The following is a 22,476-nucleotide window of genomic DNA, read 5'->3' on the forward strand; positions in this document are numbered from 1 at the left end:
ACCTTTTTTTTGTTTTCTATTTAAGAAATAAATTGGATTTTTTACAAACCTAAAAAATAAAAGTCAGAAATAATAACTTTAAAAGAAAGTTAGGTTTAAATTTATAAATTACTCTTATTGAGTCTTAGTAGTTGAAGAAATTTAATCAAAAGACAATACTAGTGATAAAAAGATCAAAGAATCAGAAATAATATTTTTTATATATTAAAATAATTTACATATAAAGATATAATGCCATCAATAACCGCACAAACTTTGCTAATTTATATATTGTGAAAAATTTCTTTCAAATCAACCAAAACTTCACCCCCACAACTAACACCGATGAATCGTTTTATCATTTTCTTGTTCCCGAAGGCGCATTTATTATTTTAGGTGAACAGTTTTCTAATACTTTGGTGATGCCCCTAGAACCCAATGCCACTACTATGTTTGGTCCAAGAGGTGTTTGTTTAGTTTCCGAAACTGGCCCGTTATGGGTAGCAGACACAGGACACCATCGACTGTTGGGATGGAAAAATCTGCCCGAAACTGATGGCAAACCCGCAGACTTGATAATTGGACAACCAGATTTTCACCAGGAAGGACAAAACGCTAATGGAACTCCTCAAAGCAATACTTTAAGTGTTCCTACGGGGATTTGCACTTGTGGAGAAGGATTGGCAGTAGCTGATGCTTGGAACCATCGGGTCTTAATTTGGAAAGAATTACCTCAAGATCATAATGTTCCTGCAGATATTGTATTAGGGCAAACAGATTTTCACCAAAATCAAGTTAACCGAGGAGAAATTAATACAGCTGCGGATAGAATGCACTGGCCTTATGGCGTTTTTTACCATCAAGGTTATTTTTTTGTCGCAGATACCGGAAATAGACGGGTTTTAGTGTGGAATCGACTCCCGGAAGTTAATGGACAACCGGCAGATTTCGTTCTGGGACAGTCCCAGATGAATCTGCGAGACGAAAATGGAGGAGGAATTCCAACCGCTTCAAGTATGCGTTGGCCTCATGCGTTAGCAATTTGGCAAGATAACCTAGTTGTGACTGATGCAGGAAATAATCGTGTAATGATTTGGGATGGAATACCAACCGAAAATAATGTTCCCTGTAAATTAGTTTTAGGTCAATCAAATTTTGAAGATGTAGAACTTAATCAAGGGGTTTATTGGCCATCTTCTAGAAGTTTAAGTATGCCGTATGGCGTAGCTGTCTGTAAGCAATGGTTAATGGTGGCAGACACTTCTAACTCTCGTTTATTAGGGTGGAAAAATTTCCTAGAAATGGGTATCTCTTCCCAAGGATTAATAGGTCAACTTAACTTTCGTAGTAAGGGAGAAAATCGTGCTTACGGTAGGACTTATCGTAATAGTTTAAGTTGGCCTTATGGCATCTCTATTTGTGGTGATACGGCTATTATTGCTGATTCTGGAAACAATCGAGTTTTACTATGGTCTGTTCAAAGTTCAAATAAGTAAATAATCAACTCTAAATGGATGTAAAAAGTATATTTTTTGTATCTCTCATGTTTGGAAAAATTAGAGTTACAATTAAATGACTTTTCATAATACTTTTTCTGCTAACTCTTTTAGACAATTGCTTTTTTACAATTTACTTAGCTAAGTCATATTTATGATAGAACATCTTTACTTATTCTATACAAGAAAAACTTACTAAGTTCCATAGACTACAGTTAGATAGTTGATTTTTAGCCATTACAAGTTATTTTAGCCTTTTAAATATGATTGTATGTGCTAATAATTTCATAAAATCTGCAACTTTGCAATTTATTTAACCTTTTATTATTTTGTATTTAAACATGATGTTTCTACTTTTATTGTAATTCTAAAAATAATTTGTAGATCGCGAATTAACTTTGATGGTGTTTGCTCTTCTAATTGTATCAACTGAGTCTTTGAGTATACTGCTATCTAGCGATCACTCTTTTTTAACTGTTTTAAAAACTTGCTAATAGTTATCAACTTTATTAGTAGAGATAAAAAAATTATCTCTACTTAGACGAAAAATAATCTCTAAATTAGGGATTGTTAATCTTAAACTTATTAAGAAGAGTCAAAAAATAAAAAAATAATCTTAATTATATTTTGTGTTATGAAACAATTCATTATTTTTTTAAATTAATAAAAACCGATTAGACAATTCAGTTAAACTAACATGGAGTACCTCATGCTAATTTTTTAAATTATTTTATAATGTTTAATTTTTATCATTAGCTTTTCATTAGTCATTTCCAATTTTTAAGTCAGGTTTTAGATGATGATTTTTAACATTTAAAGTTCATTAACAAATCGTAGCTTTACTCATTTATAAGCCTTTTATTTTTTTATAGGTCTCCTAAAGAAACTTACTAATAAGGCTACAGAATTCAGGTAAAGTAAGAAGCAATCCAAATAAACTTATAAACTAAGTTGTATTGAGATGAAGAGTTATCATTCCTTTTATTATATTTTAATTTAAAGTAAATCAAGACATGACATATATTGTAAATAAGTCTCTACTATAGAAAATACAAATAAAAGCTAGCCATCATGTCCGACATGATGTAGAAAATCACTGTTTGTAATCTAAGTTTTTCGAGTAATTTTAAATTTTTTGCAAACGTACAACAGGGAAATCATACTGAACTGACGATATAAGACGATATAAATTTAACTAGTAAAATATCAAATCAAAGAGCTTTAGAGTTTAAAATCAACTAAATTTATGGATTTATAAGCTATCTTTTTAAGAGACTCCAAGATATTGTTAATTTCTTTAAATGTTACTTAGTCAAAATAGGCAATAATTTCTCAAGTCAACGTCTAACCTAATTGTCAGACTGCTTTATTTTGACATCGCAAATGCTATAGTATCCAATTATAATTCTAAACAAAAATGCTAAATTAGAATCATTAAACAGAGCAGGAGAAGGCGATAGAGAAATCTATAAGGCAAGTTTTGAGGTATCAACTTGACATAAACATTCATTCTATTCTTTAAAATGAAAAGTTTAAACGCATGATATCTTTCAAAATAAGAGCAATATTCTACGTGTTTTATTTGTGTTGGTTTTGTTGTTGATATTGACTAATTATATGAACAATCATACCAGAAGGGAAATTAGGAAACGGAATTAAATCAGCAATAAAAAAAACAACCGCACTAGCCAGGAAGAACTTAAAAAAACAACTCATGATGATAGACCTTCGTGCAATCTCTCTTTTATTATCTTAGAATTAACTTGCCTAAATCTTCCCCTAATTGGATGAACCACTTGAAGTCTTATTTTTATAAAAATTTAATTAATTAACCACGAACCTATCAACGGAACCGATATGGTAATGACTACTATTGATAATGATATGGAAATCCTAGAATTAGAGGATAGTTGGATCGTTATTTGGAGTCAACCTAAAACAATGACAGACAATACCAAGAAATTAGTTACAAACGCAATCTACTAATTATCCTATTGTTCTAGATGAGCACCTAAATAAAATTATTTATAGGGTAAGTATTTCACGGAAAAATAACTATGTTTCAAGGAAATTTACTAGTAACTTTACCAATAATATTACGAAGCTTTATAAAGCCAAAATGCCGACTATCATTGCTTTCTGTTCTATTTTCTCCCAATAAAAAACAGTCACCATTGTTGTCAACCAAAACAGCTCGTTTAATAATTATTAAATCTTGATGGTGAGGGTGCCTAGCTACGACTAAATCCCCTATTTCGGGTAAATGGCGGCGGTAGGCTCTTGTGTCCACAAGGACCTCCTCTCCTGCTTTAAGCAGGGGAAACATAGAAGCCCCTGTAACACAAAACCGTTGACGCAATCTTAACAACCAAAGAAGTAATTCTTTATTTTCACTAGTAAGGATCAACTGTATGCCCACTACCTCAAATAAACAAATCTAGCTAGCTTTTACCCAGGCTATATCCCGATTCTTGCTGGACCAGAACATAGTATGAATTTTCTCAACAGTAGCAAGTAATTCGGTGGCCTGGTCCAAGCTAACTTCTACCTTGCACGCAGAGCAAAGTTTAGCAGCCTTCCAAAAAGTATTATGAAGATCAGGATATTTTTCTAAATGTACAGGTTTAAAGTAGTCAGTCCAAAGGATAAGTAATTCTTCTTTAGTCTTTTGTGCTTGCTCTTCCTTAATTGCAATATAGCGGGAAAGGGTATTAGCAGTGGCATGATCTCCGACAGAAGGATTAAGGTCTAGTATCTTCTTAGTCATAGATAATACTGCTTCAGCGTAGATGCGAGCAGAGGCGGGATCATAAACACCACAAGGCCCATCGCAGTGAGCACTAACTTCTGGCGCGCGGAAGTGTTTTTTAATTTGAGTAGCAATTGTGTTGAGCATAGTTTTCTGAGATGTATCTAATTTTTCAATAAAACGTTTACAAACGTTACTATAAGGGGCTGTGGTCAGGATAAAACTTTCCCACTAACTCCCTTCCTCCTAATTTTAATTGAAAAGTGTAGGCATTTCAGATCTTAAAATTCTAGATTCTTGCCCCTACCCTTATGGCTTCCTAATAGTTGCACTATATTGATTATTTGAATATTGTTCTTTCCTTTAAATAAAAAGGTTTAAAATGTTATAATTAACTGAGAAAAAACCTTCTCTTATGCTTCCTCTTGATAAGAAGTAATTAAACAACCTACCAACATAATGGAATTGATAAGCAGACTAAAAAAACTAACTCCTAGCTGGTTTCTGCTTGTACCCGTTCAATTAGTAATCGTACTTCATCAGTCCCTTCTGACAGTTCAAAAGAGAGGGTAAACTTACCACTGACTACCATTCGTAACCCTAAAGGAGCAAGACTAAACAATCCTTTTAAATCTTTCAAATAATTCCCTACTACAAATAATCCAAACTTACGCTCATCAATCCATCCCCCTTGTTTGACTAAGTCTACCAAAACCTTACGATGGCGAATGGCACGACTATCTCGAAAATTTTTTTGAGCCAAAATTTCTTGTTTAATGTAACCAATTTGGTCCATGGGGAAAACACCTATGGGACAAATTGCGTTACAAAAATAGCAACGAGTACACCCCCAAACTCCTTTGGTTTCGTCATTTTAGGTTTCTAAACGAGTTTCAGTTTCTGTATCCTGTGAATCGACTATCATACGTTGTGTTTTAGCAAGAGCGTGAGGACCAACAAAATCGGGGTTAACCGTAAGAGCGTTACATTCGGAATAACAGACTCCACACATGATATAGCTGCTGGTCTGATTGAGACGTAATCGCTCTTTGGGGGTTTGCAGAAATTCCCGTTCAAAAATAGAATTTGCCTTGAGCCTGACATAGGGTTCTATAGCTTCTAATTTTTTCCAAAAAAGGGCCATATCCACTACCAAATCCTTAACTACTGGGAGATTTTTTAGAGGAGCAATAGTCATGGTTGGTAGTTTTTCCTTTCCGGAGTGTCCAAATTTTTCAAGTTCACTGCCCACATTTTCTTTACAAGCAAGGGCAGAACGACCATTAATTCTCATGCTACAACTACCACAGATCGTATTACGACAATTTTTGCGAAAGGCAAGGGTTCCATCTTTTTCCCATTTAATACGATTGAGGCAATCTAAAATAGTTGCGTTTGACTCCACGTCCAAGTTATAAGTCTGTAAATGAGGTGTTTTATTAGACTTTTGTCGCATAATTTTAAATTGAACTTTCATAGGGAAGATATAGGGTGATTTCTCAGAAGGGGAGTAAGCATAACCCTATCTATTAGTTTAGTAGCCCAACACATTCACTAAAATCTCTCAATCATTACTCCATCATAGCCACCATAGAGATTGTCGAAAGTAGACAATCTCTATGGTGTATCCTCTTGCTTAGCCTTCTTTTAAGACTAGAATTAAATAGTGAGGTTCTTGTAACTTCTGGGGCAATTCCATAGATTGAAATCCTAGTAAATGGTTCTGTGACCTTCAGATTTAATCCTTTCATCCATCCATAAGTATATTCCCCCAAACTCAGTATCACAAAGGTTATCCAGATTGTAGAAGCTAACTTTAAAAAACTTATTTTTAGACTGAGTAACTCAAATCCATCACGATATTAGGGGTAAATTTTCTTAAGGGGATGCACTTCTCCTTACATTTTGTCTTCTTGAACTGTCTGCTTCTCTCGTTTATAATTATTGAAAATTTTCTTGATTTTATTAGGAAGATAACGCTATATTTTTGATATGGTCAATAAAGGCAACGATCATTAAACTTCAATCAAGGAACATTGATAACATCATGACCGATAAACCAATCCCTTTAACGGGAAAAGCCCTACTTCAAAAAGTCAAAGAGCTATCCCACAAACCACGGAGAGAAACAGCCAAAGATTGTGGCTATTACTCAGTTACAAAAGACGGACAAGTCCGCGTCAATTTGACAGAGTTCTATGATGCAGTTTTAGGAGCCAAAGGAGTTCCTCTTGAGCCAGGAACCGCTAAAGATGGTCGAGGACGTGAACCCACTTACCGTGTAAGTGTCCACAAAAATGGTCAAATTGTCATCGGATCAACATACACCCAAGAGATGGGATTGAAACCTGGAGATGAGTTTGAAATTAAATTAGGATACAAACACATTCACCTCAAACAAATTGGAGATGATGGGGAGGTCGTTGAGGAAGAAGCAGCTTAGGAATTATTTAATCTAAACAAAGATTATAAAATCTCTTGAGCCTAAAAAACCCCATTGGATGGGTTTGCCTTAACCTGTTCTTATTAGGGTCTAACGGATAATTAGTCCTAAAAGCTATCGTCTTACTCGGGGCGGCGTAATATAAGAAACAGACGTTAGCCCCCATAGATTTTTCTGTAAAACCTGTCCGAACTCAAATATTTTACTAGGGTAGTAACTATAGATTCTTCATTAGAAGATATAGACAGTATAAGAAACAATTTTGTCATTACCAATTGCATTCTTGGATATAACTTTGAGCTTAACTCTTTCCGGAACAGTCAAAGTATGCCTCTTTTTAATTACTTGGGTTATACTTTGGCTGCCTTTAGCTTGGTCTATAGCCAGAAAAATTAGCTGGCAACCCTTTAGTCCTTTAGTAGGTTCGGAAAAACTCCTCCTTGTTATATCTCTCTATTTAACTGTTCCTCTTCTAGTATGGCTAACTATTTCAGTAGAAGGGACCTCCGTAATAGACTACGGACTAAAGTGGCAACTGACTTTTTTGATTTCTTTACTTTTAGGAATAGGATTAGGAATTGCCGGTTTAGGGATTCTCTTTGGACTCGAAGGATGGTTTGGTTGGTTAATTTGGCAAAAAAATAATTTATATCGTCTGGGTAAATTAGGATTACCCTTATTGGGGTTAGGACTTTGGGTAGGAATTACTGAAGAATTAATCTTTCGGGGAGTTTTACTCAATTTACTACAACAAGACTATTCCCTAGAAATAGCCGCTATTATCTCCAGTGGTGTTTTTGCTCTCTTACACTTACTCTGGGAAAGGGAAGAAACAATTCCTCAACTTCCTGGATTATGGATAATGGGTATGATTTTGGTGTGGGCTAGAATAATGGACGAAGGCAGCTTAGCTTTAGCATCAGGACTCCATGTGGGTTGGATTTGGGGGTTATCGTGCATCGATGCGGCCGAATTGATTTCCTATACTGATAAGGGAGCTGCAGGGGTGGTTGGCTGGAAGAAACAACCTTTAGCCAGAATATCCGGAATTCTTTGTCTGTTGGGAACAGGTTTAGTTTTATGGCAATTTTCTTTATTTTAATTTAGGAATTTCATTCAACTAAACTGGGAAACAATTTGATTGTAGGCTGAGGTTTATTAACTCCAAAATACAGCTTAAGGCAATTACTTTTTCGAATTTATACCGAACTAATTTAGCAATTTTTCTTCCCATATTTTTATTATTAAGGGGTTGTATCTCAGTATCTTAACTCACTTTCTGACCGACGAGTTACTAAGTGAAAACCATCGAGATAGACCACTGGTTCTCCCCTTTTAAAACCTAATTCTAGGATAATTGATTCTATTCTTGGTTAATCTTCGGTAGAAGTTCACAATGTTAATCAGATGAGATCTTTAGTGAAAGAAGATTAGCTAAATCTGGTAAGAGAATACCAGTTATGACAACTTTTCTGAAAGTTATGATGTAGAAAAAGTCAGTCAATTGAAATCCTTGAACTCATTTTAAAGCTATTAATATAATTGCTTTAATACGTCGATTACATTTGATTCTAGCCTTATTAAAATGCAGTTTCACTGAAGTTTGCATTAGAAAATTAGAGAGCTCATCCTCACTAATAACATTGCATCAATACCTGATATTTTAATTAATTTCTTGTTATAAGACTTAATTAATTAATTAATTAAATAAATTAATTAATGGCTTTTTTTAAACAAAATATTCAAATTGATCTCGAGTAAAATTCAACTTATAAATATTTAACTGTTTATTATTAAAATAGACTTACGTCGCTTATATTAAAGATAATAGTTTTATTTGATATCGTTTTACTTTTAGTAAAACAAGAAAAGACTGTGGTAAACCTTGGGTAATCTAAAAATACTAGATCGAATAATTATTAATATCAGAACTGCTTAAATTAGAACTGGTATTAATTAAAATATCCATGATATTTTTGTTCTTTTTATTAAAACCTGAGCTGAATAATTTACTTCCCCATTTTAAAACAAATCCTTGACTTTTATATCGAGTTCCAAATTCCATTAAAATGATAAATTTTCTTCGATTACTCCATATACTAACGCTGCTGCAGTATATTTATCAGCATAGTCTCACTTGTTCAATAAACCGATACTGACATACTTAGCCCAACCAATAATGATAACTTTAAAAAATATCTATTGGAACGGTCAATATGACAGAGTCAAAGTTGGGAATTTCTTCTGCTTTAAGTTATTTGAATAACTAAGTTAAGAGTAATTTTTTTTACTTATTCAAAGAATATAATTTTTTCATCTAAATTTTGCAACAAATCTCGAACTTATGAGCTAAATTTTAGAGAAAATAACAAATTTTTTCAAAAATTTACAATCTAATTCGCAACTGGGCATGGATTATCTTATGATTACTTGAAACTCAGTGGTATTTTCTAAATAAGGCAAATTGGGAATTAATAAGGATTTACTGCTTAAATTGACATATATAGTTTCGATAACTTAATACTTTTAGCCTGTTCTGTGATCGAACTCGAATAAATGATGACGATGTTGCTAGTTCCAAAATCGATGGCGTAAGACACGTTAGATCGAAAGAAAATTAGCTAGGTCAAATATTAACAAACTGGGAACAAAGACAATTTATTAAAGTTAAAAATCCTAATAATCAAATCACAAAGTTTAGATGACATATTGAATTAATATCTCCTTAAGATAAATTTAAGATTTGTCCAGAAACTTTTTTACATGGCGCAAAACTTTGAGAGAATAAGAACAGCACAGTCGAGTGTAGTAGTGTATACCAGAAATTTACGTAAAACTAGACTAGGCTAGTGCCAGGTCACTATATATACTCAACTAATTTTGAAGGTACCTAGATTGTTAGATGAATATATCTTGAACACCTTAAATAAAATTAAAAAAGAGTGTTAGGGTTTTACAATGGGTAGTGTTACTCGGAGGAAGAAAAGTGTTTACCCGACTAGCTCAACAACACCGTAACTTTGTGAGAGATTTAGTAATTAATCTCCAAGCACTGGCGATTGTCCTTGAAAAACAAGGTTATCTAGCTTCTTGCTACACTTGTGGTGGGCAGATGAACAGTGGTTCTTTTATGGTTAGCCTAGGAGAAAACCATCTGATTCGCTTTTTGGTATCGGACTACGGAATTACCTGGACAGAGATGCGAGACGATCTTGAGCTGATGAAACTTGAAGGGGCTGAGGCCATCAGTCAATTGCAGGAGTTAGCTGATTTAGTTAAATATCAAATTGAGCCATCCAAGTCCGACACTTCAGATAATTTTACTTCTGAAGATAATTCTACTCCTGAACCTCAGATACAATCGATTTAAGTTTTAGAAAACTCAGAGGAAACATAAACAAGGAAATCTCCTTAATCTTGTCCTCAAATTGTTCTCTGTTTTAAGTCTGTTTTAGGAAAGTAACTTATTTGTCTTCAGCAAAAACATAGCGATAGAGCTCATTTGCATTAGGTTCTGGACTATCTTGAGCAAATTGAACCGCTTGATCGATTTTCTCTTGAACTTGCTTTTTAATGTTCTCGAGTTCTTGGTTATCAGCTAAATTACGCTCCACTAGATAAGTAGTCAGTTTATTAATGGGATCTCGGCCTCCCCAAAATTCTTTTTCATCAGAAGATCTAAGTTCATCGGGATCAGCTAAGGAATGTCCTCGAAAGCGATAAGTCAAAGCTTCAATTAAAGTTGGGCCTTCTCCGGCACGGGCACGGGCGATGGCCTTTTGAGCAACACTACGAACAGCAAGTACGTCCATACCATCTACTTCCACACCGGCCATATTAAAAACAGTAGCTTTTTGATAAATTTCCGGTTGAGAGGTTGCCCGATCATGAGCCATGCCAATTGCCCATTTGTTATTTTCAACGACGTAAATAATTGGCAACTTCCACAATGAAGCCATGTTGAGACACTCGAAGAATTGACCATTGTTGCTAGCTCCATCCCCAAAAAAGCATACAGTAACTTGATCGGATGTCTCATCCCCCATCATTTCCCGTCGATATTTGCTTTGGAAAGCTGCTCCCGTGGCTACAGGGATACCTTCAGCGACAAAGGCATAACCCCCTAGAAGTCGATGTTCAGCAGAAAATAGGTGCATTGAACCGCCCCGTCCTTTGCTACATCCAGTCTCCTTTCCAAATAATTCTGCCATCACCTCGTGAGGGGGAACTCCACAACTAAGGGCATGAACGTGATCACGATAGGTACTAGATACATAGTCTTCACCGGGACGTAAAGCTTTGATTATTCCAGTAGAAACTGCCTCTTGGCCATTGTACAGATGAACAAAACCGAACATTTTACCCCGGTAATACATCTCAGCACACTTATCTTCAAACAAGCGCCCGAGTATCATGTCTTCATAGAGGATTAAACCTTCCTCTTTGGTGATTTTGATAGAAGCTTGGTTAAATTTGGGTAATGTTCGTTGGGAAACCATAGATTTTGTAGAATAATGATAATTCATTAAGACCATTGAGTGATTAAGGTTGACTTAGCTCAACTGCCTACTTCAAATGAGAGCAAAAAATACTGACTTAAAGATTATAGAGGGAGATGAGATTTTTATGTTAAAAGACTTATACGATTCCCTACAGCTCCAAGTTTTTACTAAAATAAACTCTAATAAACCCAATAGAGTTAACGCGGTTAGAATAGGGCGGATCTCTATAAAGGCTAAGATTGAGACAGGTAGTAACTGTTTTACTAATTGGAATATTTTAGTTATAATCTTTCTCAGCTTTGTCTATGCTTATGCTTACCAGTCACTGAATCTTTCTGGAGCTTATTCTGGAGCTTAAGTGTTATCGGTTTACTATGTTGTCCTTGCTCTGTTTCCTAAGTGTCTTAAACTGGACATGTATCTTAAATATAGGCTATCAGAATAAGGATAAGCTTATTGTCTTGACCCGGCTCTGAGGAAATCAACCGTGCGTATCCCCCTCGACTACTACAGAATTTTGGGAGTTCTTCCCCAAGTTACAGATAAGCAGCTTAGTCAGGCTTATCATGATCGCTGTCTGCAATCACCCCGCCGGGAATATAGCAAGATGGCGATTTCATCGCGGAAGCAGCTGCTTACTCAAGCCTATGAAGTATTATCGGACTCAGAACAAAGAGCTGCTCACGAGGCCTTGTTTCTAGAAACTACTTTTTCCGACCAATTAAAGTCCAATCTGGAAATTCCTTTAACTGGCTCAGAGGAAGAAATTCTTCCTGATTCATCGCCATTAGATCCTAAGACGTTAGAAATTGCCCCTAAGCAGTGGATAGGGGCCTTAATGATTCTCCAAGAGTTGGGAGAATATGAACTAGTCATTAAGTTTGGTGAACTTTCTCTTGACACCTTGTCAAGTCCTAGATCGGAGCTGTTTTCTTCCATCTGCGAGATTCAAAGTGATGTTATTCTTACCATTGCCCTAGCTGCTTTAGAATTGAGCAGGGAACAATGGCAACAAGAAGAATACGAACAGGCTGGAATTTCAGGGGGAAAAGGACTCAGTATACTCCAAGAAAATTGTTTATTTCCCTCATTACAACTCGAAATTACCAAGGAACTTTATAAGTTACGTCCCTACCGAATTCTGGAGTTGTTGGCTCAACCTGAAAAAAATCGAGCTGATCGAGATCAAGGCAAAACCCTACTTCAAGAAATGTTACAGGAAAGACAGGGGATTGATGGTCAGGGTGATGATCACTCTGGGCTTGGTATTGATGATTTTTTGCGGTTTATTCAACAACTACGGACTTATCTAACAGCTACCGAGCAAGAAGATATTTTTTTTCGTGAAACCAATTACCGGTCGGCCGTAGCTGCTTATTTAAGAGTATATTCTTTAATTGCCCGTGGTTTTGCCGGAAAACAACCGGCTTTTATTGTTGAAGCAAAAGGTATTCTTGACGGCTTAGAGAAACTTCAAGATGTCTCTTTAGAAAAAGGGATTTGTGCGTTGCTTTTAGGGGAAACCCGGGAGGCTATCCTAGCATTAGAACAATGTGAAGATGAAGAAGTCTTAACTTTTGTTCGAGAACAATCCCAAGGGGCGCCAGATCTTCTCCCAGGATTGTGTTTATATGGGCAATATTGGTTACACACGGAAGTATTTTCTCATTTTCGTGATTTTAAAAAACGGACTGACTCTTTAGAAGATTATTTTGCTGATCAAGCAGTTCAGACTTACTTAGAACAGTTATCTTTTGATTCTCAAAAGACTTATCTTAAAGGGAAACAAGGAAATGAAGTGATGTTTAGTAGAACAATCTCTCGAAATGATCATGTCGTTCAAGAAAGAAGATCTTTCGCCAAAGGACGACACTTAAGAAAAACCCGCTTTCAACATCAAGAACCTCAGTTACTTGTCAGTGGAGGTGGGGGGATTCCTACTATGGCCACAGCTGCTGCTGTTCCTAGGACTCCATATCGTCGCAGTTTTAGGGAAAATTCTTCGAGAGGAGCTAGAAACAAGTCAGTTGTTACAACTTCTCACCAGGATTATCTTCGGAAATCCCAGACTGACCAGTCTTTTAGTTTACCGACAACAGCTAACGAGCCAGAACAAAGAGCTCAGCGTGGGTCGTATAAACGAAACAATCCCTACAGGACTGGCAAGACAATCTTTAAATTCCGGCCTTGGTTTATGCTGGTTGCTTCATTGACAGTCTTAGGAGCAGTAGGATCATCAGTTAAATGGATTCAATATATTGTGTCTCCCTTGGTTGCTTTGGAGGAAGAACAACTTGTTTTGGAACTACGTCAACCTCCAATTACCATTCCAGTGCCAGAGACTAAAATCAAAAATAAAACAAAAAATCAGATAAAGAAACTGACCATAGAAGACGCGAAACAAGTCATTGAGACGTGGTTATCGAGTAAAGCTGATGCCTTCGGCTTGGAACATAAGATTGAGTCATTAAACAACACTTTATCAACTCCTCTTCTCAGTCTCTGGAAAAGTAGAGCGCAAAGTCTTATAAAATACGAAGACTATTGGAAATATAAGCATAATGTTACTATAAAGTCCCTAAATATTACTGATAATACCCCAGATAAAGCAGTTATTGAGGCTGAGGTTAGAGAAATTGCTGATTTTTACCACCGTGGTCAACTAAACAAGAGTCAATCTTATGATGATCGACTGAGAGTTCGTTATGGGTTACTCCGCAAGCAAGATCGTTGGCTAATTTATTCTCTTGAAGTTATTAATTAAGGAACAATGAGGAGCAAACTTTCTCAGTCATTAGACTAATTAGTTTGACAAAAAGTGGTGTGGCTGATAAGCTAGAAAGCTATAACTCAACAGATTTGTGTTAGGAAAGCCAATAATCAAATTGTTGGCCCATTTCCTGCTGTAAAAAAACTAGGAGGTATAAGAGTTAATCAATGACCCAAGTTGTAGTCGGTCAAAATGAGCCCATTGAATCTGCTTTGCGTCGGTTTAAGCGACAGGTTGCTAAAGCCGGAATCTACACAGATTATAAAAAGCATCAATTCTTTGAAACGCCGCAAGAGAAACGGAAGCGCAAAGAAGCGACTCGTAGAAGGCAGCGATCGCGCCGTCGTTAGAAGTAGGACTTGCAATGCAGGCTGTGCCCTGGTTAGTCAATTTTTCTTAAAGTTGTTGATATATTCTAAAGAGTTCTATGGTATCCATAACCTCTCCTGAATGGGAGAGGGTTAACTTTTTTGGGAGTTAACCACCACTAATTTTTACTTTGTAGCCTAATTGAGAGAGAACAGTTACTATTTTTTGGCAATGATTCCCTTGAATTTCAAGAGTATTGTCTTTAATAGTGCCGCCACTACCGCATTGATTTTTTAATTGTTTAAGTAATTGAACTAACTCTTCAGCAGAATGTTGAAAACCAGTTATAACGGTCACGGTTTTGCCCTTTCGTCCTGATCGGGTGGACTTCACCAAAATGTTTTGTTGTTGGGGAAGTAGATTTTTAACCTGACTTTCTAACACCTCTGGGTTGGAAGATAAACCAAACTCTTGATAGGCAATGTGCTCAGAAGAATACTGACGTTTGGAAGACATAAAAAACCATAGGGACATAACCTAATTTAACTTGATCTTGAACTTTGAGCAAAGCTTACTTAGTTGCTTCTTCCAGCTAAACTACAGGAAGTTTACTAGAACGATCAGGTAAAGTCATTAACTCCATTCGTGCTAAACGAACTAGATTAGACAAAAGTCCACTAAAATGGGATTAGAGTCGATTTCTATATAGTCTTAGAGTCGTAGCACTTTTCCAAAACCTCTCCTAAATCCAAGGCGAGAGAATCGCCCTGCAGTTGAGTCAATTCATAAAAGTAGTTCAATTAACCTATAATTAGCAGTTTAATAGAGATTTATTTCCTTGTTCTAATTGGTGATCAAAAATTTATTTTATTGCCTCTAATTCAGGCATAGTTCTGAAGAGTATTGCCCCGATAGAAGAGCGATCACCCTAAAAACATAAACTCCTAAACTTGTATTATATAAATAATATAGGAGTTTATTGAACACTTAAATTCTAACTTTTACTAACCCAATGCGATAGAGTTTTTCAACAAAAGTAATTGTCTCAACCTTAATGTGAGTAAGTCTAGGAGTTATCCAATGGTTCCCGACAAAGCGATGACTTGAAGCAATGCTAAGGGTTAATGGTGATTATGTTGATCTATTCGTTGGGACATTCTCAAAAAAGTTTGCAACTTACCGACTACTAACTTTTGACTAAGGCGATAAGCTTGCCATTCTTAAGTCTACCAAGTCTTTAGTCTGATGGTTCTACGGTTACCAGTTGCTGTTGACTTGTTTGGAGATAGTTAACGATACAATAGACAACTTTAGTCGAATCAACAGAGATATTGTAAGGAGTAGGAGCAATTTAGAAACACATCCTCTCAATTAAAATTTCGGCTGTCTTTTCTACTAAAGTGTGAGCAACTGTCCACAGTCCATAAAATTTTCGTTTGGTGTCTGCCTGGGGTTGACTTTCATTACGGTAGCATTTATTCAGAGAATTAATAAGACAATACTATCAAAGTGTACTCTCCTAAAGCGAGAATGACTAAATGATAGTATTCCATCTACTATTTCACCATTGGACCTACCGTATCTAGTTTGACAAAAGAAATTTGGTCTAATTGTCTAGTTTGATGGCTGATAAAGTCACTATCGGGAACGGCCACTACTACAATTTGGTGAAAACTTGGGCGATATACCAACAAAGATCAGCTTCTTACAAGTAAGAAGCTGATCTTTGTTGAAGGGAAACCACAACTAAAGGCTGGCAAGAATTCGAGACAGATTTGTAGGATATAATCTTCCAGGGCATGACAAAGGACGGCTAGAATGATTTTGAAGTAAGTTTACTATCAGGTCAGGTAACTTTTCAGTTAATTAAGGGTCGATTCCAACAGTATTGGGGATAGGTTGACTCAAATTATGTAAGTTTTAATGTACTTTCCTAAGAGAATCAATTAATACTATAAACTACTAATTAGTAGAGTTTATAGTATTAATTGATTAAAATAAATTTTATTTGTTCCTATGTCTATTATTTCTGAGATTTTTTTGAGTGGTCACTACTGGCTTAAAAATGTTCATATTCCCTTGTGTTTATTAGATAAAAGCCATTTTACTCCTGATACTAGGGAAGGTTTATGTCGAGTTGATTTAGAAATTGTTCAAGAAAAAATTTCCTCAATTGTTCTTTCTGATTCTACTGTGATAGAAAATACTTTCATAGATTTAAAAGGGGGTATTATTTTTCCTGGGTTTGTCGATATTCATACCCATTTAGATAAGAGTCATATTTGCGAACGATCACCTAATTTAGACGGTACATTTGATACCGCAATAACAACCCTTAGAAAGGATGTTCAGGCATTTTGGCAACCCGAAGATGTTTATGCTCGCATGGAGTTTAGTCTGAAGTGTAGTTATGCTCATGGAACAACGGCTATTAGAACTCATTTAGATTCATTTGGGAGACAAGCTGACTTAGTTTTTGAAGTCTTTAAAAGATTACAAACTCAATGGCAAGATAAAATCATTCTTCAAGCTGTTTGTTTAGTTTCTTTAGATTATTTTTTGACGGATGAAGGGGTAATTTTAGCAGATAAAGTAGCTGAATATGGAGGTATTTTAGGTGGGGTTGCTTATATGAATCCCTATCTAGAAAAACAACTTAATCAGGTTTTTACTTTGGCAAAAGAACGTAACTTAAGTTTAGATTTTCATGTAGACGAAAATAATGATTTTAATTCAGTTTGTTTACATAAAATTGCTGAAATTGCCATCAAACATGAATTTTCAAATCAAATTATTTGCAGTCACTGTTGTAGTTTAGCAGTTCAATCGCAAGAAATTATTAATCGAACAATTAAATTAGTTAAACAAGCAAAGATTGGAGTTGTTAGTTTGCCAATGTGTAATCTATATCTTCAAGATAGAGCCTCGAACAAAACGCCTTATTGGAGGGGTATAACAAAAGTTCATGAATTTAAAAAACAAGGGATTCCTATTATATTTGCTAGTGATAATTGTCGAGATCCTTTTTTTGGATTTGGGGATCATGATGGGTTAGAAGTCTTTAAAGAATCCGTAAGAATTGCCCATTTAGATACTCCTTATAGTGATTGGTGTAGTAGTGTAACGAAAACTCCTGCAACCTTAATGGGACTCTCTAGTATTGGTCGAATTTCAATCGGTTTAAATGCAGATTTAATTTTGTTTAAAGCCCGTTATTTTAGTGAATTATTATCGCGTCCTCAGAGTGATCGCATTGTTTTGCGCCGAGGAAAGCCAATTAATACTAACTTACCTGATTATGCAGAGTTAGATAATTTAGTATTAGTCAATAAAGACTATAATAAAAGTGTACAAGTAGGAATTTCAAGATAAATTTAGACTAAATTTATTAAATAATAGGTAGTACATATAAATAAATATTATCCAAATTAGCCTGGATAATATTTTACTGAATTATTGAAATTAAAACACTTCTTATTTATGAGTAGTTAGTTAATATTAAAAATAAATTTTATTTTTAATATAGAAAGAGAGGGTAATAAATAAAAAAAAAGTTGATATTTATTTTTAATAAAAATTTCTGATAGTTTAAATACCATAAATACCAGTCGTTGTTTTGTATACTATTTCAATAAGTAGAACTCTTCATAGAAAATCTGATATTAGGTAACGGTTAATTCCTCTAAAATTTAGAATCTCATTTATTAAACTGAGTTGAGAGTTTGACGCCATATGGATAAATAAAGTTAAAATTTTGAATACAGTACAATTAGGTTTAAATGAAAAATTTAGTGTAGTATTGTCTGTCTAATAGATAGAGTTTTTGATAAGTATATTTATTGAGTATCAAACTTTGTATTTATATTTTTTGTATTGATATAACAGGTCTGATAAAATCCTAAAATGTTAAATGTTACCGTAATGATCTAAATCTATATAATCGACTGTTTGGTAGGCTAAACAGCCCGCAAATAAATCTCCACACTAATAATTAAACTAATTGCATCATAAAAAAACAATATTTATAGATAAATAAATAGATTTAATAATATTTAATAGTTAAAAATCTAGAATTTAGAATTTTATAAAAAAATCTCATTATACTTGATATTTACAATTGTAGGTAATTATTAACCAACCATAGTTTTCTTCTGATTTAATTAAATTCAATTTATCCCCACCAAGGGAACTGTGTTCCCTTTACCAAATCTGACCTGTTACTTTCTCAACCGTTAACCCACGAATATTTTGGATGGCATCGTCAGCGTCTTTAAACTCTAGAAAAAGTCATAATCAAAGAATTATTTATCATAATTTAATCGGATAATTTTACTTCAATTACTACCAATATTCTGCGCTTATAAAAGTATTTTAATCTGTGAAAGCCAAACCAAACAAGAATCAAAGTGTTGTCTCACTAACTTCACAGAATAAATTTAAAAGATTACTTTTAAGTTTTGTAAAACCAAATACTCAAAGGGGGACAGGCAATACATCTCTAGTTTGCTTGAGTGGTTTCGTGAGAATAGATGAGATAAGCAAGACGATTTTCAGTCAAATTCCGGTTTAATGACACCTACATCGGTCCTCCTTTTAGATTAAATTTACTTAACGTGGAAAGATATATTTTATGAGTAAATCAGAACAAATTTTTGAACGATCAATTTATCTTTAAATCAGCAATAAACTTTTTAATATAAAGGTCAGATTTTCCTCTAGCTATTAAGTTAGCTAGTTTAACTTAATAAGAACATGTTAAAGTAGAAGCAATAGTCAAAAAAATCTTAGTAATGATTGATTAATTTAGTTATAAAAACTGGGCATAAGTAAAAATATAATTGTACTTTTTACTAAATTAAATTTATACAGATATTGATAAAAATTTAGATTTTTTAGCTAATTCCTTAAAAAATAATCCTAATTTTGATTTTCCTAAAGAAATCAATGATTTTGTAAGATATATACTAGCCGCAGATAATTGTGTTAGATCTTAACATACTTATAAAGAAAATAATTAAAGACTATATAAAAAACAGACTAACTATTTAATTCAATTCGATTTAATTTTTTCTGAAAAAAAGAAAACCATCACAACGATTTTAATAAAATGAATAAGTATTAATAAGTAGTTAAAATAACTATAAGTCACATATATCAAATGATTAATTATTAATCATTTGATACTATATATTGATCTACTAAATAAATAAATAAATAAATCATATCATATAAAATATATGCTCATATGAAACAATAAAAATTAGGTACGAATCATAAAGTTGGTACAGAAATAGTTAAAAAAAACTTTGCCTAGATCTTAGTGAAAATATTAATTCTCTTGAAAGAAAGTAAAATTTAATTTTGAGAGTAAAGGTGCGGTTATTTAGATTTAATTTTTATTAAAATTTATATCTGGACCTTTATGTTCTTAATATTTTTACTTTGAAAAAATATTCAATGTTTATTCAGCAGTTTATATTTTTATTAATTTTAATCTGTTTAGCTATAATTTTGGTTTCTATTGTACTTCTTTCTCAATTGTTACAACGATAAGTTAACATAAAGACCGTAGATGAATATCTTATGTTAACGGTAACTATAAATTATGTTTAAAATTATACAAACAGTAGCTTAATGTTAATTTTGAATAACGAGTCGAGTAAAGCCAGGGAGTTTATTCGTAAAACGGTACAAACTTTTGGGGTGCGGAAAATCTCTGAGAGGTTTAGACAATTATCAGGGGACAATGTCTGATGTGATTGAGCGATTATTGAGATATCGGTTGTTAGAAGATAAGTAGCTTTTTGATACTCTTGTCCTTTAAAAGTTAATAATATTAGTTGCTTAAAGTGTTACGGGGAGCCTGAAAATGCTTTTTTTAAAAAAATGGTAAATTTATGGTGATCGCAATGGTTGCGGTTGACAGTTAGTTCGTTTGTCCATCATTCAAACGTAAAGTAAAAAAACGATGTAGCTATCACTAATAATTAACGTAATATTTTCTTCTTAATCATCAGTCAAATTTCTATAAAATTGTTTTTTTCAGTTGTTCTAGTAAAGTAAATAATCGTAGCAAAATTAACTTGGTTACATCAATAAAGACTAGGTCTGTAAGTTTAAGTCATTAAAGTCTTATCTAATATAAGAGTCTCGAAGTTTGTCCCAAATTTTTATAAACCTTAAAAGGCATAAAGTATTTTTTTTGTTAATTTAAGTTTTTTAAAGTAAAAATGCTAGATTTACTAACTTTAATGTTTATCTTGTTGTGCGAGTAGTCACTTAGTAAGTGTAGAGAAACGTTGTGATTCTGTTCTCGCAATTATTCAACAATCTCAAGTTATTTTTTCTCAAGTAAAGGGTGATTTTTTTAAAAAATAAGGTAATAATTTTATTCTTTTCATGGTTTTCTAGCGTCCAAAGATATGATTAACGAATCTATACCAAAATTTTAAAAAACATGTTAGTTGTTGTGTTGATTAATTGGTCTTATTGTTAGTTTATCTAACTTTAGTGGAAATATCTATCGAGTACAGCTTCGTTTTTTGATGCAACTAATATTTTTTTGTTTTTTTCACTATAATCTATCCAAATAAAACTCACTATGAATTAGAATACCACCTACTCTATCTGATGTTTGCTATCTTCATTGTTATAGTTGTTCAATGACCATTGAAGTAATTAACTACTTACTTAAGATAAAAGTTGTTTTACCTATCAATCAACTTATACAAACAATATGTCAATTATAGAGATAGTGTTTTTTCCTATGTTCAAGCATCATCAAATAGAACTAATAAACTTTAATTCATTGGTTAAGCGTCAATACGAAATAGAACAGCGATCACATATTTTTTAGTAGATTATCTATGGGTTGTTTCAGGACAACAAGAGCTATGGTATTTTGCGGTAAAACTTCGAAGCAGCATTTTTAACAATTGCGCTTAGAACAAAATTTGTGAGATACCATCGATGTAATAGCAATTCATTGTTGACTACCAAGCTATTGTTAATCTGACAATTGGTTTGATCATTTGTGTTAAATTTAGAAGTTAGTCCTCCAAATTAAGATATTGTCTCTATTACGTTAGGTGATTGTTTAGAAATGGCAGGAATCGCTAAAGGGAGTGAAACCCTACAGCAAGTTCATTATCTCAAAATACTGGACTGTAAATTAATGTGAGGTTATTCCTTTTTTAAACATCTCATGGCAGAAAAGGTTGTTTTTTTTAAAAAAAATCCCTAGATATTAATACTTTTACTTTAATATTTTAAAAATCATCATTCTCTTTATCTCCAACGGTTAAACTGCAGCCAAACTACCTCCATTATTACTACCAGAACTAAGTAGGTGAGCTCAAATTAAGTCTAAAATAGAAAAGTAGTTAAAAAAGAGCAATCATCTAGATGCCGGCCTGCCTCAAAATTCAGCTAACAAAATTAGAAGAGCAAGAACTATTAAAGTTAACCCACGATCCAAAAATTCCCTCCAGAACTAGAACAAGAGCAGAGATTTTATGTTTAAATGCAAGAGGATGGAAAGTTAAAGAAATTGCAGATTGGGTTAAATTATCAGAGAATACAATTAGAAAAACGATTTCTAGATGGATTATTCAAGGAAAAGAAGGACTGTGGGATCTTCCGAGAAGCGGAAGAAAAAGAACTTGGAAAGAAGAAGATATAAAATATTTGGAAGAACTATCAGAAAAGGATGAAAAAACTTATAATAGCAGGCAATTATCTAATCTTTTAAAAAAAGAGAGAAAAATCAAGTTAACCCCAGGAAGAATCCGTAAGATTCTTAAAAAAAGGTCTGGAAATAGAAACAAATAAAATTGAGGACGATGATTCATCTATTTTCTGAAGAAAAAGAGTCCAAGCTAGTGCGAACAAAGCGGCCCACTGAAAATTAACCCCGCAATAATTATGATTGAGAGTGAAGAGAACAATCTTATCAAAATTTTACTAAGGATGGCCAATAGTAATCAATATGGGATTAGTCCCTTTGACATTGCATCATGATGCTGCAAAAGCAGTAGTTTAGCGATTAATAATAAATTCTGTTATCCAATCCAAGACATTAACTTAATCAGTTCCCCAAAAACCTTATTATTGGTCTGTGGGTTAATAACTTGATTCGTAGTAAAAACTATATGCAACAGAAGAAAGTAAAATAATAAAAATAGCGATCATGGTCGAAAGAATAGTCTCTCCCAAAATAGTAAGATTTT

Annotated in this window: 15 protein-coding genes and 2 pseudogenes; 9 read left to right on the plus strand and 8 right to left on the minus strand. The window is 33.8% G+C overall.

Annotated features, from left to right (window positions below):
* Positions 1-272: 272 nt before the first annotated feature.
* Positions 273-1,475, plus strand: a complete 1,203-nt coding sequence (locus tag P3F56_RS02280; RefSeq protein ID WP_281153197.1) for an NHL repeat-containing protein — start codon at positions 273-275, stop codon at positions 1,473-1,475.
* Between the two features lie 1,857 nt (positions 1,476-3,332).
* Positions 3,333-3,461 carry a hypothetical protein gene (locus tag P3F56_RS02285; protein WP_281153198.1) on the plus strand — a complete coding sequence of 43 codons (129 nt, stop codon included), beginning with the start codon at positions 3,333-3,335 and terminating at the stop codon, positions 3,459-3,461.
* A 76-nt stretch (positions 3,462-3,537) separates the two neighbouring features.
* On the opposite strand, the gene sodX is transcribed toward P3F56_RS02285, so the two are convergent.
* From sodX to P3F56_RS02300, 3 genes and pseudogenes are all read right to left on the minus strand, one after another.
* Positions 3,538-3,894, minus strand: a complete 357-nt coding sequence (sodX, locus tag P3F56_RS02290) for a nickel-type superoxide dismutase maturation protease (protein WP_281153199.1) — start codon at positions 3,892-3,894, stop codon at positions 3,538-3,540.
* A gap of 18 nt (positions 3,895-3,912) precedes the next feature.
* Positions 3,913-4,371: a superoxide dismutase, Ni gene (sodN, locus tag P3F56_RS02295; RefSeq protein WP_281153200.1), complete on the minus strand. Its 459-nt coding sequence runs from the start codon at positions 4,369-4,371 to the stop codon at positions 3,913-3,915.
* 346 nt (positions 4,372-4,717) lie between these two features.
* Positions 4,718-5,701: pseudogene (locus P3F56_RS02300) on the minus strand (succinate dehydrogenase/fumarate reductase iron-sulfur subunit).
* A 570-nt stretch (positions 5,702-6,271) separates the two neighbouring features.
* Here P3F56_RS02300 and P3F56_RS02305 point away from each other — a divergent pair.
* From P3F56_RS02305 to P3F56_RS02315, 3 genes are all read left to right on the plus strand, one after another.
* Positions 6,272-6,667 (plus strand): AbrB family transcriptional regulator, encoded by a 396-nt coding sequence (locus P3F56_RS02305; RefSeq protein ID WP_119259648.1) that lies wholly within the window; start codon positions 6,272-6,274, stop codon positions 6,665-6,667.
* 262 nt (positions 6,668-6,929) lie between these two features.
* On the plus strand, positions 6,930-7,769 hold the full coding sequence (locus P3F56_RS02310) for a CPBP family intramembrane glutamic endopeptidase (RefSeq protein WP_281153201.1): 840 nt from the start codon (positions 6,930-6,932) through the stop codon (positions 7,767-7,769).
* A gap of 1,884 nt (positions 7,770-9,653) precedes the next feature.
* Positions 9,654-10,037, plus strand: a complete 384-nt coding sequence (locus P3F56_RS02315; protein WP_281153202.1) for a DUF1815 family protein — start codon at positions 9,654-9,656, stop codon at positions 10,035-10,037.
* A gap of 94 nt (positions 10,038-10,131) precedes the next feature.
* Here P3F56_RS02315 and pdhA read toward each other — a convergent pair whose 3' ends face one another.
* Positions 10,132-11,166 (minus strand): pyruvate dehydrogenase (acetyl-transferring) E1 component subunit alpha, encoded by a 1,035-nt coding sequence (gene pdhA, locus P3F56_RS02320; RefSeq protein WP_281153203.1) that lies wholly within the window; start codon positions 11,164-11,166, stop codon positions 10,132-10,134.
* Positions 11,167-11,656: 490 nt separating this feature from the next.
* Between pdhA and P3F56_RS02325 the strand changes: the two genes are divergently transcribed.
* Positions 11,657-13,933, plus strand: a complete 2,277-nt coding sequence (locus P3F56_RS02325; RefSeq protein WP_281153204.1) for an IMS domain-containing protein — start codon at positions 11,657-11,659, stop codon at positions 13,931-13,933.
* Between the two features lie 173 nt (positions 13,934-14,106).
* Positions 14,107-14,289, plus strand: a complete 183-nt coding sequence (gene rpsU, locus P3F56_RS02330; protein ID WP_012596483.1) for a 30S ribosomal protein S21 — start codon at positions 14,107-14,109, stop codon at positions 14,287-14,289.
* Between the two features lie 127 nt (positions 14,290-14,416).
* On the opposite strand, the gene P3F56_RS02335 is transcribed toward rpsU, so the two are convergent.
* The 3 genes from P3F56_RS02335 to P3F56_RS02345 form a co-directional block, all read right to left on the minus strand.
* Positions 14,417-14,764, minus strand: a complete 348-nt coding sequence (locus tag P3F56_RS02335) for a translation initiation factor (RefSeq protein WP_281153205.1) — start codon at positions 14,762-14,764, stop codon at positions 14,417-14,419.
* An 835-nt stretch (positions 14,765-15,599) separates the two neighbouring features.
* Positions 15,600-15,740: a hypothetical protein gene (locus P3F56_RS10280; protein WP_342637178.1), complete on the minus strand. Its 141-nt coding sequence runs from the start codon at positions 15,738-15,740 to the stop codon at positions 15,600-15,602.
* 64 nt (positions 15,741-15,804) lie between these two features.
* Complete coding sequence (locus tag P3F56_RS02345) at positions 15,805-15,939, minus strand: hypothetical protein (RefSeq protein ID WP_281153206.1); 135 nt, start codon at positions 15,937-15,939, stop codon at positions 15,805-15,807.
* Positions 15,940-16,264: 325 nt separating this feature from the next.
* Here P3F56_RS02345 and P3F56_RS02350 point away from each other — a divergent pair, with 325 nt between their 5' ends.
* Entirely contained in the window at positions 16,265-17,620 is a 1,356-nt protein-coding gene (locus P3F56_RS02350) for a cytosine deaminase (protein WP_281153207.1), read from the plus strand.
* Positions 17,621-18,346: 726 nt separating this feature from the next.
* Here the strand turns inward: P3F56_RS02350 and P3F56_RS10405 are convergent.
* Positions 18,347-18,433 (minus strand): annotated as a pseudogene (locus P3F56_RS10405) (PQQ-dependent sugar dehydrogenase); the annotation flags it as partial.
* Between the two features lie 3,219 nt (positions 18,434-21,652).
* Between P3F56_RS10405 and P3F56_RS02355 the strand changes: the two are divergent.
* Positions 21,653-22,078, plus strand: a complete 426-nt coding sequence (locus tag P3F56_RS02355; RefSeq protein WP_281153208.1) for a helix-turn-helix domain-containing protein — start codon at positions 21,653-21,655, stop codon at positions 22,076-22,078.
* Positions 22,079-22,476: the final 398 nt, after the last annotated feature.

Origin of the sequence: cyanobacterium endosymbiont of Epithemia clementina EcSB, assembly GCF_029919255.1 — a bacterium.
In the GTDB taxonomy this organism is placed as follows: domain Bacteria; phylum Cyanobacteriota; class Cyanobacteriia; order Cyanobacteriales; family Microcystaceae; genus Rippkaea.

Excerpts from the sequence above, each read along its gene's own strand:
- sodN (WP_281153200.1), bottom strand. The coding sequence starts at position 4,371 with ATGCTCAACACAATTGCTACTCAAATTAAAAAACACTTCCGCGCGCCA.
- P3F56_RS02285 (WP_281153198.1), top strand. The coding sequence starts at position 3,333 with ATGGTAATGACTACTATTGATAATGATATGGAAATCCTAGAATTAGAG.
- P3F56_RS02305 (WP_119259648.1), top strand. The coding sequence starts at position 6,272 with ATGACCGATAAACCAATCCCTTTAACGGGAAAAGCCCTACTTCAAAAA.
- P3F56_RS02355 (WP_281153208.1), top strand. The coding sequence starts at position 21,653 with ATGCCGGCCTGCCTCAAAATTCAGCTAACAAAATTAGAAGAGCAAGAA.
- pdhA (WP_281153203.1), bottom strand. The coding sequence starts at position 11,166 with ATGGTTTCCCAACGAACATTACCCAAATTTAACCAAGCTTCTATCAAA.
- rpsU (WP_012596483.1), top strand. The coding sequence starts at position 14,107 with ATGACCCAAGTTGTAGTCGGTCAAAATGAGCCCATTGAATCTGCTTTG.
- P3F56_RS02335 (WP_281153205.1), bottom strand. The coding sequence starts at position 14,764 with ATGTCTTCCAAACGTCAGTATTCTTCTGAGCACATTGCCTATCAAGAG.
- P3F56_RS02350 (WP_281153207.1), top strand. The coding sequence starts at position 16,265 with ATGTCTATTATTTCTGAGATTTTTTTGAGTGGTCACTACTGGCTTAAA.